The sequence below is a fragment of the Aliiruegeria haliotis genome, assembly GCF_003003255.1.
Classification (GTDB): Bacteria; Pseudomonadota; Alphaproteobacteria; order Rhodobacterales; family Rhodobacteraceae; genus Tropicimonas; species Tropicimonas haliotis.
In genome coordinates, this window is the sequence record NZ_PVTD01000003.1 from 395,132 (window position 1) to 411,555 (window position 16,424).

Below are 16,424 nucleotides of genomic sequence, written 5' to 3' on the forward strand. Positions count from 1 at the left end.
GGTTTCGCGTCTTGCAACCGGTGCAAGGACCGATTCGGCGATCGTGACCGTCCGGCTTACTCGGCTGGTATCGCACCTTCTTCCTGTGTCAGCGGATGCGGGATGTGGGCAAGCATCTCCTTCGGACAGACCTGCACGAAGTTGCACAGCTCCAGATCCCAGTGCTGAAGGATGTTGGCCGCCTTTGCGGAACCGGTTTCCTCGGCATGACGTTCGATCAGCCCGCGCAGTTCTGCCTCCCAATGGGGATGGCTGACCGCCGCGGACACAAGCGTCTCCGTGTTCATCAACTCAAGCGACGATCCATCCGGATCGTACAGGTAGGCCATGCCCCCTGTCATGCCCGCGCCGAAGTTTGCGCCGATGGAACCGAGGATCACCGCGACACCGCCGGTCATGTATTCACACCCGTTGGACCCACAGCCTTCGATCACCACCTTCGCACCGGAGTTGCGCACCGCGAACCGCTCGCCCGCGCGGCCAGCGGCAAAGAGATAGCCGTCGGTCGCACCATAGAGCACCGTGTTGCCGATGATCGTGTTGTCATCGGCCTTCAGCGGCGAGTTCATCGGTGGGCGCACAACAATCGTCCCCCCCGACAAGCCCTTGCCCACGTAGTCGTTGGCGTCGCCGGACACTTCAAGCTTGAGCCCCGGTGCCGCGAAGGCCCCGAGCGACTGCCCGGCAGACCCCGTGAGCTTGACCGTCAGGTGATCCGGCTGGAGCGCATTGCGCATGCCGAAGCGCTGGACGATATGGCTCGACGTCCGCGTGCCGATGGTCCTGAGCGTGTTCTGCACGGCATAGGAGAGTTGCATTTTCTCTCCGTCCTTCAGGAACCGCGCGGCGTCGGCCACGATCTGTGCGTCGAGCGTGTCCGGCACTGCATTCCGCGGCTTGTTCATGTCGTAGACGATGTCCTTGGCACCATCGACGGAGATCAGCAGCGGGTTCAGGTCGAGATCGTCGAGATGCGCGTTGCCGCGGCTGACCTGCGCCAGCAGATCCGTGCGACCGATCACTTCTTCGAGGCTCTTGGCGCCCAGCTCGGCCAGGATTTCCCGCACCTCCTGCGCATAGAACGTGATCAGGTTGACCACCTTGTCCGCGGACCCCGTGTACTTCTCCCGAAGCCGGGGATCCTGTGTGCAGACGCCCACCGGGCAGGTATTGGACTGGCATTGACGCACCATGATGCAGCCCATCGCGATGAGCGCGGCAGTGCCGATACCATATTCCTCGGCGCCCAGCATCGCGGCCATCACGATGTCCCGTCCGGTCCGCAGGCCGCCGTCCGTCCGCAGTGTCACGCGGCCGCGCAATTTGTTCATCGCGAGAACCTGATGCGCCTCGGTCAGGCCCATCTCCCATGGCAGGCCGGCATATTTGATCGAGGTCGCTGGCGAGGCCCCCGTACCACCATTGTGACCGGAGATCAGGATCACGTCGGCCTCGGCCTTGGCCACACCGGCCGCAATGGTGCCGACACCGCTTGCCGCCACCAGCTTCACCGTCACCTTGCAGCGCGGGTTGATCTGCTTGAGGTCGTAGATCAACTGCGCAAGGTCCTCGATGGAATAGATATCGTGGTGCGGCGGCGGGGAGATCAGCGTCACGCCCTTGGTCGAATGCCGCAGGCGGGCGATCAGGTCCGTGACCTTCAGGCCCGGCAACTGGCCGCCTTCCCCGGGCTTTGCGCCCTGGGCCACCTTGATCTCCAGTTCCTCGCAATGGTTCAGGTACTCGGCGGTCACACCGAAGCGGCCCGAGGCCACCTGCTTGATCTTGGCAGAAGGGTTGTCGCCGTTCGGTTCCGGAACGAAATGCGCCGGATCCTCACCGCCCTCACCGGAGTCGGACTTGGCGCCGATCCGGTTCATCGCCACGTTCAGTGTCTTGTGCGCTTCCGGGCTCAGCGCACCGAGCGACATGCCGGGCGTGACGAAACGCTTGCGGATGGAGGTGATGGATTCGACCTCCTCGATTGGCACCGGACGTCCCAACGGCTTGAAATCCATCAGGTCGCGAAGGTGGATCGGCGGATTTGCCCGCATCCGCTTGGAATATTGTGTCCACAGCTCGAAGGAGCCGGTGTTGCAGGCTGTCTGCATCATGTGCATCGACTGAGCGCCCCAGGCATGGGTCTCGCCCGACTTGCGCGCCTTGTAGAACCCACCGAGCGGCAGGATGTCGTTGCCGCCGAGCCAGCCCGACTTGTGCACCTTTTCCGCCTTGCGCTGGATGCCGGCCACCCCGATGCCGGAGATCCGGCTCACCATGCCCGGGAAGAACTCCGCCACCATGGCACGCGAAAGCCCCACTGCCTCGAAGTTCAGACCGCCACGATAGGAGGAAATCACCGAGATCCCCATCTTGGACATGATCTTCAACAGGCCGGCATCAATTGCCGCACGGTACTTCGCGACCGCCGTGTTGAGCGGACCGTCAAGCAACCCGCGCTCGATCCGGTCGGCAAGGCTGTCCTCAGCGAGGTAGGCATTGACCACCGTCGCGCCACACCCGATCAGCACCGCAAAATAATGCGGATCCACGCATTCGGCAGAGCGCACATTGAGCGAGCAGAATGTCCGCAGCCCCTTCCGCGTGAGCCAGGAATGCACCGCAGAGGTCGCCAGGATCATGGGCATCGCCACCTTGTCGGCGGACTGGTGGTGGTCGGTCAGAACCAGGTGCCCGGCGCCGGAACGCACGGCGTCCTCAGCCTCGGCACGGATCCGGTCAAGCGCCTCGCGCAGGGCGTTCTGTTCACCGCCCACCGGGAAGGTGCAGTCGATCTCGACCATCGGCGACTTGAACTCGGAGACAAGCTTGTCGAACTGGGCATTGCCGACGAACGGGCTCTCCAGAACGACGATCTCGGTCTGGGAGCTGTCCTCGTCCAGAACGTTCTTCAGGTTACCGAAGCGCGTCTTGAGCGACATCACGCGGTACTCGCGCAGGCTGTCGATCGGCGGATTGGTCACCTGGCTGAAGTTCTGCCTGAAGAAGTGGCTGAGCGGACGGTACTTTTCCGACAACACCGCAGAGGGCGTGTCGTCGCCCATGGAGGCGATGGCCTCCTTGCCGTCCTCCGCCATCGGCGTGAGGATCTGTTCCAGCTCCTCCACCGAATACCCCGCCGCTATCTGACGCCGGCGCAGTTCGCCGCCCGTGAACAAGGCGGTCTCGGTTTCGCCGGCGAGCACCTCGTCCATCTCGTTGACCTTCTGGACCCAATCACCGAAAGGCTGCGAGGCTGCAAGCGCGTCCTTGATCTCGACGTCGTGGAAGAGCTTGCCTTCCTTCATGTCCACCGCGATCATCTGCCCCGGGCCAAGCGCGCCCTTCTCGACGACCGTGGTCTCGTCCGTCGGCACCATGCCGACTTCGGAGCCCGCGATGAGCAGCCCGTCGCCGGTCACGACATAGCGCATCGGGCGCAGTCCGTTTCTGTCCAGCCCCCCACAGACCCAACGACCGTCAGTCATGGCCAGCGCCGCCGGCCCGTCCCAGGGCTCCATCACAGCGTTGACGTAAGAGTACATGTCGCGCCAGGGCTTCGGCAGCTCGACCGCCTGTTTGGACCAGCTTTCCGGCACCAGCATCGTCTTCGCCATCGGCGCGGAGCGGCCCGCGCGCACCAGCATCTCGAACACGGAATCGAGGGCGGCAGAATCCGACGAGCCCTGCGCGATGATCGGTTTGATGTCCTCGGCCATGTCACCGAACGTGCCGTGGGCCATCCGGATCTCGTGGCTCTTCATCCAGTTGACGTTGCCCTTCAGCGTGTTGATCTCGCCGTTGTGGGCAAGCATCCGGAAAGGCTGCGCCAGCCACCATTGCGGGAAGGTGTTGGTCGAATAGCGCTGGTGGTAGATCGCGAAGGCGCTTTCGAAACGTTCATCCTGAAGGTCGGGATAGAACTCCGCCACCTGCTCGGCCAGCATCATGCCCTTGTAGATGATCGACCGGCAGGACAGTGAACAGACATAGAAATCGTGCACCCGCGCCTCTGCCGCGGCCTTTTCGATCCGGCGGCGGATGACATAGAGTTCCCGCTCGAATGTCTCCTCGTCCACACCCTTGTGATTGGAGATCAGGATCTGTTCGATTTCCGGCCGCGTGGCATTTGCCTTCTCGCCCAGGCAGTCGATATCCACCGGCACGTGGCGCCAGCCATAGATGTAGTAACCCATCCGCAGGACTTCGCTTTCGACGATCGTCCGGCAGGTTTCCTGCTCGCCGTGATCGACCCGCGGCAGGAACACCTGTCCGACGGCGATCAGCTTGTCCACGTCCGGCTCATGGCCGGTGCGACGGATCTGGTCGTAGAAGAACGGGACCGGGATCTGCACGTGGATCCCTGCACCGTCGCCGGTCTTTCCGTCGGCATCGACCGCGCCACGGTGCCAGACCGCTTTCAGCGCGTTGATGCCGTCTTCGACAACCTTGCGGCTCTTCTGTCCGTCGATGGCAACCACGAGTCCGACGCCACAGGAGGAATGCTCCTCTGCCTCGCTGTAGAGCCCGTTTTCGGCCATCCATTCGCGCTTTGCCTTTTCCGCGGCCGCCCATGCGGTGTCGTACTTGGTCATCGGGAATGCCTCCTTTGGTGGCTGCCGTTGGCGCCGTGACCGGCGTGGCCGGTCCCGCCGGCGCGGGAACCGGGCAGCGTGGTGTAGGTATGAGTCTGGTGGCGGCTCGGGATCGGAGTGACCTCCGAACAGACCGCCATGTGGATTTCGTGCGGGTCGGTGTGACTGACCGCCACGTGCGCCGTTTGGGCGTCCAGTGCAGCCCGGCCGATCCAGCCGCCATAGAAAGGTTCAGCGAACGCGGGGGCGGCTCCAGGCGGCAGCACGCGCGGGACGACCGGGCAGTCCCGGCTCAGGTGCGTCATGGCGCGACCTCCGGTGCATAGGCGGCCAGGACCTCAGCCTCCGTCAATCGTTCGCGTTCTCCCGCGAAGGCGAAGCCCTCCGGTTTGCAGTCGATGAAGATCTCCCGGCTCAGGGAAAGGCCCCCGGCATTCTCGAACAGGCCGGCCGAAACGCTGTAGCCCCGATGCTCAGGAGAGGTCATTCGATACCACAGCGTCGAGCCGCATTCGGCACAGAAGGCCCGCTCCGCCCAGTCCGACGAGGTGAAGGTCTTTACCGGGCCCGACCATGAAAGGTCTCCATCGGCCACATCGATCTCCACAAAGGCCGATCCGGTCCAGCGGCGGCACATCTCGCAGTGACAGGCGTGCAACTCCTGCGTCTCGGGCGTCGCTTCGACTTGAACGGCCCCACACATGCAACGGCCCTTCATCGCAGACCCTCCGACGGGACCGGCGTGAAGCGGATCTCTTCAGACTGGATGCAGTCGTATTGCGGGGTCATATCCGTAAAACCGGGCTCTCCCGGGTGGACAAAACGCACCGGGCCGAGGTCGTTGGCATTCTCCTCACCGTCCCTGCGGAAAGTGTCCGGTCCGATGAAGAACAGCCGCTCCTCCTCATGCACGTATTGATTTCCCCAGACGGAGTAGATTTCCTCGCCGGTTTCCGCATCCATCGCCACAGAGGAGAACTCGGTTTCGAGCAGCGCCACCCCATCAATCGTGACGGTCTGGCCGGTCAGCTGGTCGTACCCCTGGTGCACGACGTCCCGTGTGCCGTCCGGTCCCTCCTCGCGGATGACGAAGGCGTATGTATCGCGGCCGGTCTCCAGCAGGGTACTGAGGGAGGCCGGGTCGGGCCCTTCCCCGACAAGGTGTTCCCGCGTGCCATCGCTGAAATACTGGCTGTCGAGCCACTGGAAATCACGATCGTAGACCGAGAGCGAGAAAACCCCTTCATGGTCGTAGTGGACCTCCCAGGTGGTGCCCTCCGGCGCCGCCTCGCAGCGCCAGTAGTGCGAGACGCCACACCCCTTCATCTGTGCGGTCAGAAAGCCCTCGCAGCCCTCCGGCACGATAACGGTCTCTGCCTGCGTGGGCGCGGCGGCCAAAAGACCGGCGACAACAACGAGCGCGGCCCGGGCACTCACCCGGGTCTTCCTGGCTTCATGTCCTGTCATCGGTCCCATGCCGTTCAGACATCCTTTCCTTTCCATTCCGACCGGAATTGCCCGGACGGATGCTCTTTTCGTTGGTCTGCCCGGCGCTACACGGCCAGCCCCAGGCCCTGCAAATGCGCCGAGAGCGCATCGTGCATTTGTGCTCGTGTCACCTGCTTCAGATTCCCTGCGAAAGCGTAGCCCGCAGGCTTCACATCCACATATTCCTCTTCCACCAGCGCGAATTCGTTCATGCTGTCCAGCACACCCGGCGCGAGACTCATGTTCGCAGTGGCCGCCGCCCCTGCCATCCGGAAGAAGAGGTTCGTCCCGCAGGTACCGCAAAAACCACGCTCCACCCATTTGGACGAACGATAGATGCGGATGGCCTCCTGACCTTCGAAGGTCACATTCTCGCGGACAACAGAAACGCCCGCAAAGGGCATGCCGCCCGTCCATGTCCGGCACATGTCGCAATGACAGACCGACATTTCCCGTGGCAGATCCACGGCGCGAACTTTGACCGCACCGCAGAGACATTGCCCGGTGGAGACCGCACCCATCGGGTTACTCCGCCGCCACGCCGGTTGCGACCGCATCGAACGTGGCAAGCATGGCATCGGCTGCCTCGCGGCCATCCCGGATCGCCCAGACCACAAGCGAGGCGCCGCGGGCAATGTCACCGACCGCGTAGACGCCCGGCATTGCCGTCTCGTGGGTGCGGAAATCGGCCTTCACGGTGCCCCAGCGCGTCACCTCCAGCGCCTTTTCACCCCAAAGCGTGGGCAGGTCCTCGGGCTCGAAACCGAGCGCCTTGATCACGAGATCCGCTTCTTCGACATAGTCGGCCCCCTCGATCACCTCGGGCCGTTGCCGACCGGAGGCATCGGGCGCGCCAAGGCGCATCTTCTGCACCATCACGCCCGTGACCGGCTCGCCAGTGAAGCCCTTGGGGGCGGTCAGCCATTCGAAGACGACGCCTTCCTCCTCAGCATTCTGCACCTCACGCTGCGAGCCCGGCATATTGGCGCGATCCCTGCGATAGAGGCACTTCACGCTCGTGGCGCCCTGACGGATCGCGGTACGGACACAATCCATCGCGGTGTCGCCACCACCGATGACAACCACCTTGCGACCCTCGGCGTTCAACTCACCGGAATCGAACTCCGGAACCTCGTCGCCAAAACTCTTGCGGTTGGATGCAGTCAGATAGTCGATCGCGCGTACGATCCCGGCCGCGCCCGAGCCCGGCCCACCGAGGTCACGGCTCTTGTAGACGCCGGTCGCGATGAGCACGGCATCGTGCTTTGCCCGCAGATCCGCAAAGCTGATGTCCTCGCCCACGTTGCAGTTCAGAACGAAGGTGACGCCGCCCTTTTCGAGCTGCTCGTTGCGGCGCATGACAATGTCTTTCTCCAGCTTGAAGCCGGGGATGCCATAGGTCAGGAGCCCGCCCGCACGGTCGTGGCGATCGTAGACAGTTACCTGAACACCAGCGCGGCGCAGGCGGTCGGCGGCCGCAAGCCCACCAGGGCCGCCACCGATGATCGCAACGCTCTCGCCACGCTCGACCTCCGGCTTGACCGGTGTGACCCAGCCCTTTTCCCAGGCGGTGTCGGTGATGTACTTCTCAACGGCGCCGATGGTCACCGTGCCGTGCCCCGACTGCTCGATGACGCAATTGCCTTCGCACAGACGATCCTGCGGGCAGATGCGACCGCAGATTTCCGGGAAGGTGTTGGTCAACTGGGAGAGGTCATAGGCCTCCCGCAACCGGCCTTCGGCCGTCAGGCGAAGCCAGTCGGGAATGTTATTGTGCAACGGGCAGTGCGACTGGCAATACGGCACGCCGCACTGACTGCAGCGACTGGACTGCTCGGCCGCCTTCTCCTCCGCGAACTCGCCATAAATCTCGTCGAAATCCTGCGCACGCAGATCCGCCACCCGCTTCGCGGGCATCTGCTTGTCCACATCCACGAACTGGAGCATTCGCTGTTTCGCCACTGGCTTGCCTCCGTTATTCAGTCCGCGCTGTCTACAGCGCCCGGCCGGGGAAATAAAGTCAGAACATATTACCTAATTGCAGGATTTTTTGACACCCGCACCTCAGATTTCGCCGCAGCGCCGAATTTTAAGTAAGCATTGCTTACCTTGCTCTGAGCTTTCCTTTCGGAATCATCCGGTTATGGTATCCCCGTATTTCACAGAATTGCCGGACCTCATGACACTCTTCAACATCCTTCTTGTTGCAATCATTCAGGGGCTTACCGAATTCCTCCCCGTCTCCTCCTCAGGTCACCTGATTCTTCTGCCGAATCTGACCGGCCTGGATGACCAGGGTTTGACAATCGATGTCGCCACCCATGTGGGCACGCTTTTCGCCGTCATCCTCTACTTCTGGAGCGATGTGAAACAGGCGCTCGGCGGCATACCGCGCCTTCTTCGCGGCAAGATCGACACGCCGGGAGCCCGGCTCGCTTTCCTGTTGATCGTGGCAACTGTTCCCGTGATCCTCGTAGGGCTCGTCCTCAAGGTCACGGGTCTGGCCGATGCAATGCGCTCCACCGCCGTGATCGGTTGGACCATGCTGATCTTTGGCCTTGTTCTCTACTGGGCGGACCAGAAGGGTGAGCAGACCCGCCATTCCGCCGACTGGACCCTGCGGGATGCAATCATCATGGGGCTCTGGCAGGCCGTCGCGCTGATCCCGGGGACCTCCCGTTCCGGCATTACCATCACGGGCGCACGCCAGTTGGGCTATGCCCGAGAGGACGCCGCGCGACTCGCCATGTTGATGTCGATCCCAACGATCATCGCGTCCGGCACGCTCCTTGGCATCGACGTCGTCTCCCACGCCAACTGGGCCATGGCACGCGACGCGTCGATTGCTGCGGCCCTTGCCTTCGCCGCGGCGCTGCTGGCGCTGTCGCTGATGATGCGGTTGCTTCGCTCCGTCAGCTTCACCCCCTATGTCATCTACCGCGTCATGCTGGGCCTTGGCCTGCTGGCGATGACCTACCTTTGAGGAATACCCATGCCCGACCTGACCAAACAGTGCATCGAGAAAGCATGGAGTTATCTCGCCCAAAATCCGCGACAACTCGACAATGCGCTGGCGCGCCACGTGGTACTCGAGCAGCCGGCCGAGGCTGTCTGGGCCGAACTGGAGGCCTACCAGAATACGGATGGCGGCTTTGCGCAGGGCATTGAACCGGACTTGCGGACCCCGCTGACGCAGGGCATTTCCACCAGCGTCGCATTCCAATACCTGCGCAGCAGCGGCGCGCCGAGCAGCCTGCCGATGGTGCAGCGGGCGATTGCCCACTTGCTGGAGACGCTCGACCGGAAGGCCTGGGTCTGGCCGGCCATCGACGACGGCCTCGATGCTGCCCCGCATGCCCCATGGTGGGATGCCACGGACCTCGACCGCTATATCGGCTTCGTGTTCAACCCCTCGACCGAGCTTGCAGGCTACCTTTTTGACCATGCGGCCCTTGTCCCGCCGGAGATACGCGACGGACTTGCCGCCCGGATCCTGCACAGCTTGAAAGTGGACCACCCGGGTCCACTGGAAATCTACGACCTCTACCCCTGCATTCGGCTTTTCCACAGCCCGAACCTGCCCGCCGAACTGCGCGAACTGCTGACGCGGCGCTTGCCCGGCGAGATCTCGGCCATATCGGCGGACAACGCCCACGCTATGCCGTTCCAGGTCGTGCCGACACCGACCTCCCCCGGCGCTTCCGCGTTCTCGGACCGGCTGGCGGCCATGCCTTCGACGCTTGCCGCCACACAGGACGATTCCGGCGCATGGCGTCCGTTCTGGAACTGGGATTTCGTCGATGCAACCGAATGGAAGCAGGCCGATCAGGCCTGGTCCGCCGTTCTCACGGCCAATGCCCTCATCGGGCTTCACCATCACCGAATGCTGCCCGGCTGAGCCGGACAATCACGGCAAAGGTCAGGTGTGCAGGTTCTTTCCGGACTCGGTCAAAACCTCGTACTGGCCGCTGGGACGGAACCGCCAGAGGTATTCCGGGAGAATCGCGCTCATCGCCACCGGGCGAATGCCGATATCCTCAAAACCCCTGGCGCCTTCACTGACAACATTGTCCCGAGCAAGGTTCTTGACCTGATCTACGGTCAGCGGCGCATCCACCAGACCAAAGGAAATCTTCTCGACCAGCCCGAATGCCCCCGCCATCATGCGGGCCATCCCGAAGGACACGTTGTTGATAAGCTTCTTGCGCCGGATGATCTCCAGCATCTGCTCCATCAACTCGCGGAAGGTCGCAACGTCCGGACCGCCGAGTTCGTAGATGCCAGGTTCGACCTCCCCCATGGCAGCACTCGCCGCGGCACGGGCCACGTCATCGACGTAGACCGGCTGGAATTTCGTATCCGCGCCGATGATCGACAGAACCGGCCCGAACCGGCTCATCTTCGCGAAACGGTTGAAGAATTCGTCCTCCGGGCCGAAGATGATCGACGGGCGGAGGATCACCGCATTCGGCATGTGCCGCAGAACCGCCGCCTCACCCTCTGCCTTGGTTCGGGAATACTCACTGTCAGACCCGGCATCCGCCCCGATCGCAGAGATCTGGACCATGGAAGAAACGCCCGCTTCAGCGGAGAGACGCGCGACACGCTCCGCGCCATCCACCTGCACGGCGCCGAAGCTGTTCTTCCGCGTTTCCGCGAGAATGCCGACGCAATTGATCACGGCATCCGCATCCTGCACCGCCGCGGCAACAGAGGTCTCATCACGAATATTGCAGGCCACCGGTTCGACCTGCCCCACCTCGCCGTAGGTGCGCACGAAGAGGCACTCGTCCGGCACCCGCGTCGCAACCCGCACACGCCAGCCTTCCTTCGCCATCCGCCGCGCGACGTAGCGCCCGACGAAACCAGAGCCGCCAAAGATCGTGACGAGTTTGGACATGAGAAGATCCCTCCGTTCGGTGGCTAGCAAAGCAGATAGCTTCCAGCGCGATGCGGGACAAGACGCGATTGCGTCGCGGCAGGAATGACCATCGCCAGAGCCACCGTTTCAGCCGCGGAAGGAAATCGGAAAAAAACCGTGAAACCGCGTTGACAGCACCTAACACCGGATGTAGTCACCGCGCTCACGACACCGGCCCAGGTGGCGGAATTGGTAGACGCGCTAGCTTCAGGTGCTAGTGTCCGTATGGACGTGGAGGTTCGAGTCCTCTCCTGGGCACCATTTCCCCAACAGTACCCTCGGATGGTCGAGGCATAGACCTTGACGGCAAGGCTTGGCCTTGGTGGGGCTAGTTGCAATCGACGGACTGGGATCGAAAGCCAACTCTAAGCTTGGGCCAATGAGTTGTATGGCTCCTTCGAATGGAATGTAGGTCAGGTAGTTCGACCAGGGACGAACACGCCCGCAAAAGTGGCCTCTAGGTCGCGCCTGATTAGCCAATCGGTGCACCGTGTAGGCTCCGACGAAGTGAAAGGTTCCGTTCAATCAACCGGCTCTCAGCCAAGCCAACCGGGCTTCATGGCTTGCACCGGGGCGTTCCGATTGCGAGCAATCCGGGAAACGGTTTGCTTGATCCGTCCGAATGGCAACGTGTTCAACCTCCGAAGAATGCTGCACGTTCAGATGTAGATATGGAGCAATCGCGGAACGTGGGGTCACAGAAATACGATGGCATGCGATCGCCGCCCCGACCGTACTGGTGTGCGGCGGTAGCGCTGAACGGTGGTCGCGGTAGCACCCGGCTCGTTCTTCGTTCCGATAAAGCGGAACAACGCTGACGCCCACTTGATCTCATGGCGATCAGGAGCGGCAGAACCAATGGTTCCAGAACTGGTTTTTTGGGACGGCGTCTTGTCTCAGTGGTTGAGTGCAGTCACTCCCATCGTCAGCAAGGCCTCGTGGGACCAGCACGCACCGGACAGCGCCCCCGGTTGCGGGGACGGACGACGACGTGCAGCTCCGATGCCCTGTCGACCTATGCCATTGCCTCCAGCCGAGCTGTCGGAGTGGCCGCGATGGCCGCGGCCGCAGTGTTCGGTGCCAACAGACAGCACCCGGTCGAGAGTCCATCGGCGACGGAGGCCTTCTCTGCGCTGACCGACACGAGACCGTGGCGCGCCACCGCTTCACCCGTTCCGGGGTCGAGGATATGCCCGACCTTGCCCGCGGCATCGAGGAGTGTGCCGGATGGAGAGGACGTGGCCAACGCGCGATCCTTCAGCGTGACGCGGCGGATCACCTGCCCGTCCGGATGCGCGATCCCGGCAACCCATGACGCTCCATTCCCGCGGGTGCCGCTGGCGGCGATCTCACCCATGTCGATCAGGACATCGTGCAAACCACGACCCTGCAGGAGCGCACTGATCCGGTCGGTAATGTACCCCTGCGCAACCCCGTTCAGCGTCATTTCCATCCCGGGACGGGTGAATACGACGGCTTTCGAATCGAACCGAACGGCATCCCATCCGGTGCGTGCCATTGCCCGTGCCAAAGCGTCGCTTACCGGGACCTCCCCGCGGGCAGCGGCTTCGGCCTGAAGACGCCAGATTGGCTGAATCGTCGGATCGAAAGCACCTCGGGTGACATGGTGCAAGCGTTCTGACAGGCTCAGCACCTCAAGCAACTCGGCCGGGGGATGATCGAGCCGACCGCTGCGGTTGAGATGCACAAGAGCAGACCCGGCATCGTAGAGGCTGAAGATCGACTCCAACCGGCGCAGTTCGTCGGCAACCGCCGCAAAGATCGGCTCAGCCTGACGCGGCGCGATCCCTTCGAGTCGCATACTGGCACCTGCACCAAGCGCCACCCCTCGCCACTGCGCGGCCTGTGGACCGGCGATTGCGGGAGCAGCCGCCGCGGAAGCTGCGATTGCAAGAAACCGCCGGCGTGACAGAGATCGGCTCATGAGGGTTGCTCCAACTGTTGGTCGAGATCGACAGCGCCGATTGCGGCATCGTCCGGAATGGTGTCGAGCGGCATCAAGGCGCCGCCATATTGCTCCATGAAGGATTGTGCCGCCGCCGACTGGCCGAAGGGCACGATTTCAGGAGCCCCCATGCCGCCAGCCACGCCTGCGCCCACGACATAGTGCGCGCTGTCGGCGGCGATCCAGTTCTCGGCACCGGGGCTGTCCCAGGATGTGGCAGCCCCCATGTCGCTGACATAAACGGCCAGGATATCGGCATCGCGCTCCGGGCTCTTCAGGTAGGCGACCATGTCCCGCACCTGCGCAAAGAAAATCGGCCCCGGGTAGCCCTCCAGGTGAATCTGCCCCTTGGGGCCACCGTGTTCGGCCACGTTCATCTGGCAGAAGTAGCTCAGGGCGGTTTCGGTCATCGGGGTCGGTTCGGGAATCTCGGCGACCTCTTCCTTGCAGGCTGCGAGGAGCAAGAGACAGGGGAGAAGCAGGGTTCTCATGGCTCAAGCCTCCGAAACGCCATGCGCGCAAGCACAAAGCCTGCCACCAGCCAGAAGCCGAGCGAAACCGGCGCGGCCCATGCCGGCAGACTCGCGGAGACGCCGGCCATGCCGGTTGCCAACGCCACATCGGGCGAGGCGGCCATGTTCCAGAGTCGGAAAGCATCCGCAGGGTTTGCCGCAAGCACCCAGGGGAAGATGTGCTGGGTGAAATAGCCGCCGGAATCGACCACCACGGCGCCCAGAAGGCCGAGGTCGTAGAGCACGACAAAGACGAGCCACAGCGCCGCCGAAAGCCCTGCAGCGGCTGCCGGGCTGCCAGCAAGCCCCGACAGCATGTAGCCGAAGGCCAGGAAGACAGCGCCAAGCAGGATCGACGTGCCGATCAGGCGCAGCAGCGCCGTGACGCTCTCGGGTGATGCGCCGCCGGTGGCGCCCGCGATGGCGCCGGCAGTGCCGAAACCCACAATCATGGCGAACGCGAGCGCCGAGAGATGTGCCACGTATTTCCCGGCAAGGATCTCTCCCCGGCCGGCGGGGTAGGACAGAAGCAATGCAAGCGATCCCCGATCCGCCTCGCCGGCAATGGAATCGAAGCTCATCATCAGGGCCAGGAGCGGCGCCAAGTAGACCGAAAGCGTGGTCATGGAGGCAACAGCAACCGTGAGACGGTCAACGCCCAGCGTTCCGGTCGGCGCGGACCCCGCGAAGGTCAAAGCCAGCGCGAAAAGCAACATGATGAGCGTGGCGAGGAACACCCAACGATTGCGGCGCACGATCAGCGCCTCCGTTCGGGCAATGGCAAGGATGCGGCCAATCATTGTGCGTCCTCCTGCGCGTAGTAGCGGTACAGGTCCTCCAGCCGGGGCGGGGTCATCTCTATGTCCTCCACGGCGTCGGACATGGCCGCGAAGCGACGCAACTGGTCCATCTTGGCTTCCGGCGTGCAAAGAAGCTCGACCGACGCGCCATTGACCCGTTGCCCGCCGGTATCGGCGGCAATCCTGTCGGCCTCCCCGGCGCGCGCGCGGATACGCAGTTTTGTCGGCAGTTCCGCCCGGCGCGAGAGGCTGGCCAGCGTGTCGTTGGCCACCAGACGTCCCTTTCGGAGGATCGCAATACGGTCGGTCCGCGCTTCGACCTCGGTCAATGCGTGGGACGCAACAAGCACCGCGGTCCCCTGCGCGGCAAGCTCATCGATGATCGCATAGAGCTCCATCCGGGAGATCGGGTCGAGCCCGCTGGTCGGTTCGTCGAGCAATGCCACTGCGGGCTTGCCCAGCAACACTTGTGCAAGGCCGAGCCGCTGCCGCATGCCTTTCGAATAGGTGCCGATACGGCGGTCCGCCGCATCGGCGAGGCCAACCCGTTCGAGCAGGTCCGCCACCGGCGTCATCCCCACGCCGGCCAGGCGCGCAAACAGCCCGAGCTGATCGCGTCCCGTGAGTGACTTGTGAAAGCTTACCGCTTCGGGGAGGAAGGCTGTGGCGAGGCGAGCTGCGTTGCTGCCCGGCTTCGTGCCACCGACACGGATCTCGCCGCCATCGAGCGACGTCAGGCCCAGGATCAGCTTCATCAGGGTGGATTTGCCCGCCCCATTGTGGCCGAGCAGCGCGACGCGTTCTCCGGCTGCGAGGGACAGGCTTACGCCATCGAGCGTCAACTGCTTGCCGCGGCGCTTCGTGGCGCGGTCGATCGACAGGATATCAGTCATCCAGCCCCTCCTGTGAGATCAGGTCAATTTCACGCGGTTGCATCAGGGGGTGGCTGTCGATCACGCCCCCCGGCAGAAGCGCCGGGAAGGCCGATTGCGACCAGCGCACCAACTGAACCGCAGGTGAGCCGAGCAGCAGCTTGGCCGCCGGCTGTGTCCAGAGTACATGGTCCATGCTGTCGTTGGGCCTGTAGGGAGCATCGGCGATTCCGTCACCATTCAGGTCATAGGCAGCGAAGTCGGACCAGTAGTTGCCCTCGCCGTTTTCGGACCATTCCACCCAGCGCGAAGAGACGTATTTCACCTGGGTCCGGTTGCCGATGAACGCGTTTCCCAGAATCCGGTTGCCGTCCGACCCGGCCGTGAAGTGGATACCGATGCCACAGCCTTCAAAGTGGTTTCCGGAAAAGGTGTTCTTGTTCGAATTGTAGAGGAAGGCGCATTTCTGCTCCGTTCCGCGCACGTAGTTGCCGGTGATCTCGCTGTTGTTGGCGTAGTTCATCATCACGCCATGCTCACGGTCGTCGATGGAGACGTTGTTCGCCACCTTGACCCGTTTCGAGAACATCACGGCATAGCCCAGATCGTTGCCGATGGACACGTTGCCGCTCACCTCGGACTGGTTGGCATACATGTAGTGCACCGCGAAGCGCAGGTCCCGGAACGTGTTGTACCGGAATATGTTCTTCTTCGACGAGTTGACAAAGATCCCGTCGCGGCCAAGCCGGATGTCGTTGTCCTCGACCACAGCACCGGGCGCGTTCCAGACATAGACTCCGTTGCCCCGGGTGTTCATCCGACGATCGGTGCGACCTGTGATGCGGTTGGCGGCTACCAACGCGTCGCGCGCGCCGTGGATGTCTATTCCATAGAGGTTGCCCTCAAGGACATTGCCCCGCACCACGGCCCGCTCGGCCGTTTTTGTCAGCTTGATACCGGAATCGATCTCTTCATGATCGGATCCCGATCCGATGACGGTGATCCCGGTCACGGTGACATCCGCGCCGGTGACCGTCACCACGCTGCCCTGTTCCTGCCCGTCCAGAATGGCGTGTCCCTGTCCGTCCAGAGTGACCGGGTAGTCAAGTTCGACAGTTTCGCGGTAGGTCCCGGGCCGCAGGCGAAGCACATCGCCCTCCGCGGCCCGGGCCAGTGTTTCAGCGATTGCCCCGGGCCGCACCGGCACGTCCCACTCGGCCGCGGAAAGCGGCGTGGCAAGCACAAGTGATATGGCCCAGAGCAAACGCAT

14 protein-coding genes and 1 tRNA gene are annotated in these 16,424 nt (G+C 63.1%); 3 read left to right on the top strand and 12 right to left on the bottom strand.

The features are described from left to right. Positions 1–56: 56 nt before the first annotated feature. The 6 genes from gltB to CLV78_RS11140 form a co-directional block, all read right to left on the bottom strand. Positions 57–4,595 carry a glutamate synthase large subunit gene (gene gltB, locus CLV78_RS11115; RefSeq protein ID WP_106204866.1) on the bottom strand — a complete coding sequence of 1,513 codons (4,539 nt, stop codon included), beginning with the start codon at positions 4,593–4,595 and terminating at the stop codon, positions 57–59. Continuing rightward, entirely contained in the window at positions 4,592–4,900 is a 309-nt protein-coding gene (locus CLV78_RS11120) for a hypothetical protein (protein WP_106204867.1), read from the bottom strand. Before CLV78_RS11120 ends, gltB begins: the two co-directional genes overlap by 4 nt. After that, complete coding sequence (locus CLV78_RS11125) at positions 4,897–5,313, bottom strand: GFA family protein (RefSeq protein ID WP_245924968.1); 417 nt, start codon at positions 5,311–5,313, stop codon at positions 4,897–4,899. Before CLV78_RS11125 ends, CLV78_RS11120 begins: the two co-directional genes overlap by 4 nt. Then, a complete protein-coding gene (locus CLV78_RS11130; RefSeq protein WP_106204868.1) occupies positions 5,310–6,071 on the bottom strand; it encodes a hypothetical protein in 762 nt (253 codons plus the stop codon). Before CLV78_RS11130 ends, CLV78_RS11125 begins: the two co-directional genes overlap by 4 nt. Positions 6,072–6,148: 77 nt before the next feature. Next, positions 6,149–6,604: a GFA family protein gene (locus CLV78_RS11135; protein ID WP_158263508.1), complete on the bottom strand. Its 456-nt coding sequence runs from the start codon at positions 6,602–6,604 to the stop codon at positions 6,149–6,151. Positions 6,605–6,608: 4 nt separating this feature from the next. Then, positions 6,609–8,045 (bottom strand): NAD(P)-dependent oxidoreductase, encoded by a 1,437-nt coding sequence (locus CLV78_RS11140; RefSeq protein WP_106204870.1) that lies wholly within the window; start codon positions 8,043–8,045, stop codon positions 6,609–6,611. A 217-nt stretch (positions 8,046–8,262) separates the two neighbouring features. Between CLV78_RS11140 and CLV78_RS11145 the strand changes: the two genes are divergently transcribed. Then, entirely contained in the window at positions 8,263–9,066 is an 804-nt protein-coding gene (locus CLV78_RS11145) for an undecaprenyl-diphosphate phosphatase (RefSeq protein WP_106204918.1), read from the top strand. 9 nt (positions 9,067–9,075) lie between these two features. Beyond that, complete coding sequence (locus tag CLV78_RS11150) at positions 9,076–9,981, top strand: hypothetical protein (RefSeq protein WP_106204871.1); 906 nt, start codon at positions 9,076–9,078, stop codon at positions 9,979–9,981. A gap of 21 nt (positions 9,982–10,002) precedes the next feature. Here the strand turns inward: CLV78_RS11150 and CLV78_RS11155 are convergent, their stop codons facing one another. Then, entirely contained in the window at positions 10,003–10,983 is a 981-nt protein-coding gene (locus tag CLV78_RS11155) for a complex I NDUFA9 subunit family protein (protein ID WP_106204872.1), read from the bottom strand. A 195-nt stretch (positions 10,984–11,178) separates the two neighbouring features. Here CLV78_RS11155 and CLV78_RS11160 point away from each other — a divergent pair. Beyond that, positions 11,179–11,265, top strand: a tRNA-Leu gene (locus CLV78_RS11160). A gap of 754 nt (positions 11,266–12,019) precedes the next feature. On the opposite strand, the gene CLV78_RS11165 is transcribed toward CLV78_RS11160, so the two are convergent. From CLV78_RS11165 to CLV78_RS11185, 5 genes are read right to left on the bottom strand one after another with little or no spacing between them, the layout of a single operon-like run. Then, positions 12,020–12,949, bottom strand: coding sequence for an FAD:protein FMN transferase (locus tag CLV78_RS11165; protein WP_106204873.1), 930 nt, complete (start codon positions 12,947–12,949; stop codon positions 12,020–12,022). Continuing rightward, entirely contained in the window at positions 12,946–13,461 is a 516-nt protein-coding gene (locus CLV78_RS11170) for a nitrous oxide reductase accessory protein NosL (RefSeq protein ID WP_106204874.1), read from the bottom strand. The genes CLV78_RS11165 and CLV78_RS11170 overlap by 4 nt, the downstream gene beginning before the upstream one ends. Beyond that, positions 13,458–14,279, bottom strand: coding sequence for an ABC transporter permease (locus CLV78_RS11175; protein ID WP_106204919.1), 822 nt, complete (start codon positions 14,277–14,279; stop codon positions 13,458–13,460). Before CLV78_RS11175 ends, CLV78_RS11170 begins: the two co-directional genes overlap by 4 nt. Continuing rightward, entirely contained in the window at positions 14,279–15,175 is an 897-nt protein-coding gene (locus CLV78_RS11180) for an ABC transporter ATP-binding protein (RefSeq protein WP_106204875.1), read from the bottom strand. Before CLV78_RS11180 ends, CLV78_RS11175 begins: the two co-directional genes overlap by 1 nt. Further along, the gene (locus CLV78_RS11185) at positions 15,168–16,424 is read right to left on the bottom strand and encodes a nitrous oxide reductase family maturation protein NosD (RefSeq protein WP_106204876.1); all 1,257 of its coding nucleotides are present in this window, start codon (positions 16,422–16,424) and stop codon (positions 15,168–15,170) included. Before CLV78_RS11185 ends, CLV78_RS11180 begins: the two co-directional genes overlap by 8 nt.

Bases quoted from the DNA above. Each gene is read 5' to 3' on its own strand.
- CLV78_RS11145 (WP_106204918.1), top strand. From the start codon at position 8,263: ATGACACTCTTCAACATCCTTCTTGTTGCAATCATTCAGGGGCTTACC.
- CLV78_RS11125 (WP_245924968.1), bottom strand. From the start codon at position 5,313: ATGAAGGGCCGTTGCATGTGTGGGGCCGTTCAAGTCGAAGCGACGCCC.
- CLV78_RS11170 (WP_106204874.1), bottom strand. From the start codon at position 13,461: ATGAGAACCCTGCTTCTCCCCTGTCTCTTGCTCCTCGCAGCCTGCAAG.
- CLV78_RS11180 (WP_106204875.1), bottom strand. From the start codon at position 15,175: ATGACTGATATCCTGTCGATCGACCGCGCCACGAAGCGCCGCGGCAAG.
- CLV78_RS11165 (WP_106204873.1), bottom strand. From the start codon at position 12,949: ATGAGCCGATCTCTGTCACGCCGGCGGTTTCTTGCAATCGCAGCTTCC.
- CLV78_RS11135 (WP_158263508.1), bottom strand. From the start codon at position 6,604: ATGGGTGCGGTCTCCACCGGGCAATGTCTCTGCGGTGCGGTCAAAGTT.
- CLV78_RS11185 (WP_106204876.1), bottom strand. From the start codon at position 16,424: ATGCGTTTGCTCTGGGCCATATCACTTGTGCTTGCCACGCCGCTTTCC.
- CLV78_RS11150 (WP_106204871.1), top strand. From the start codon at position 9,076: ATGCCCGACCTGACCAAACAGTGCATCGAGAAAGCATGGAGTTATCTC.
- CLV78_RS11155 (WP_106204872.1), bottom strand. From the start codon at position 10,983: ATGTCCAAACTCGTCACGATCTTTGGCGGCTCTGGTTTCGTCGGGCGC.
- CLV78_RS11130 (WP_106204868.1), bottom strand. From the start codon at position 6,071: ATGGGACCGATGACAGGACATGAAGCCAGGAAGACCCGGGTGAGTGCC.
- CLV78_RS11120 (WP_106204867.1), bottom strand. From the start codon at position 4,900: ATGACGCACCTGAGCCGGGACTGCCCGGTCGTCCCGCGCGTGCTGCCG.
- gltB (WP_106204866.1), bottom strand. From the start codon at position 4,595: ATGACCAAGTACGACACCGCATGGGCGGCCGCGGAAAAGGCAAAGCGC.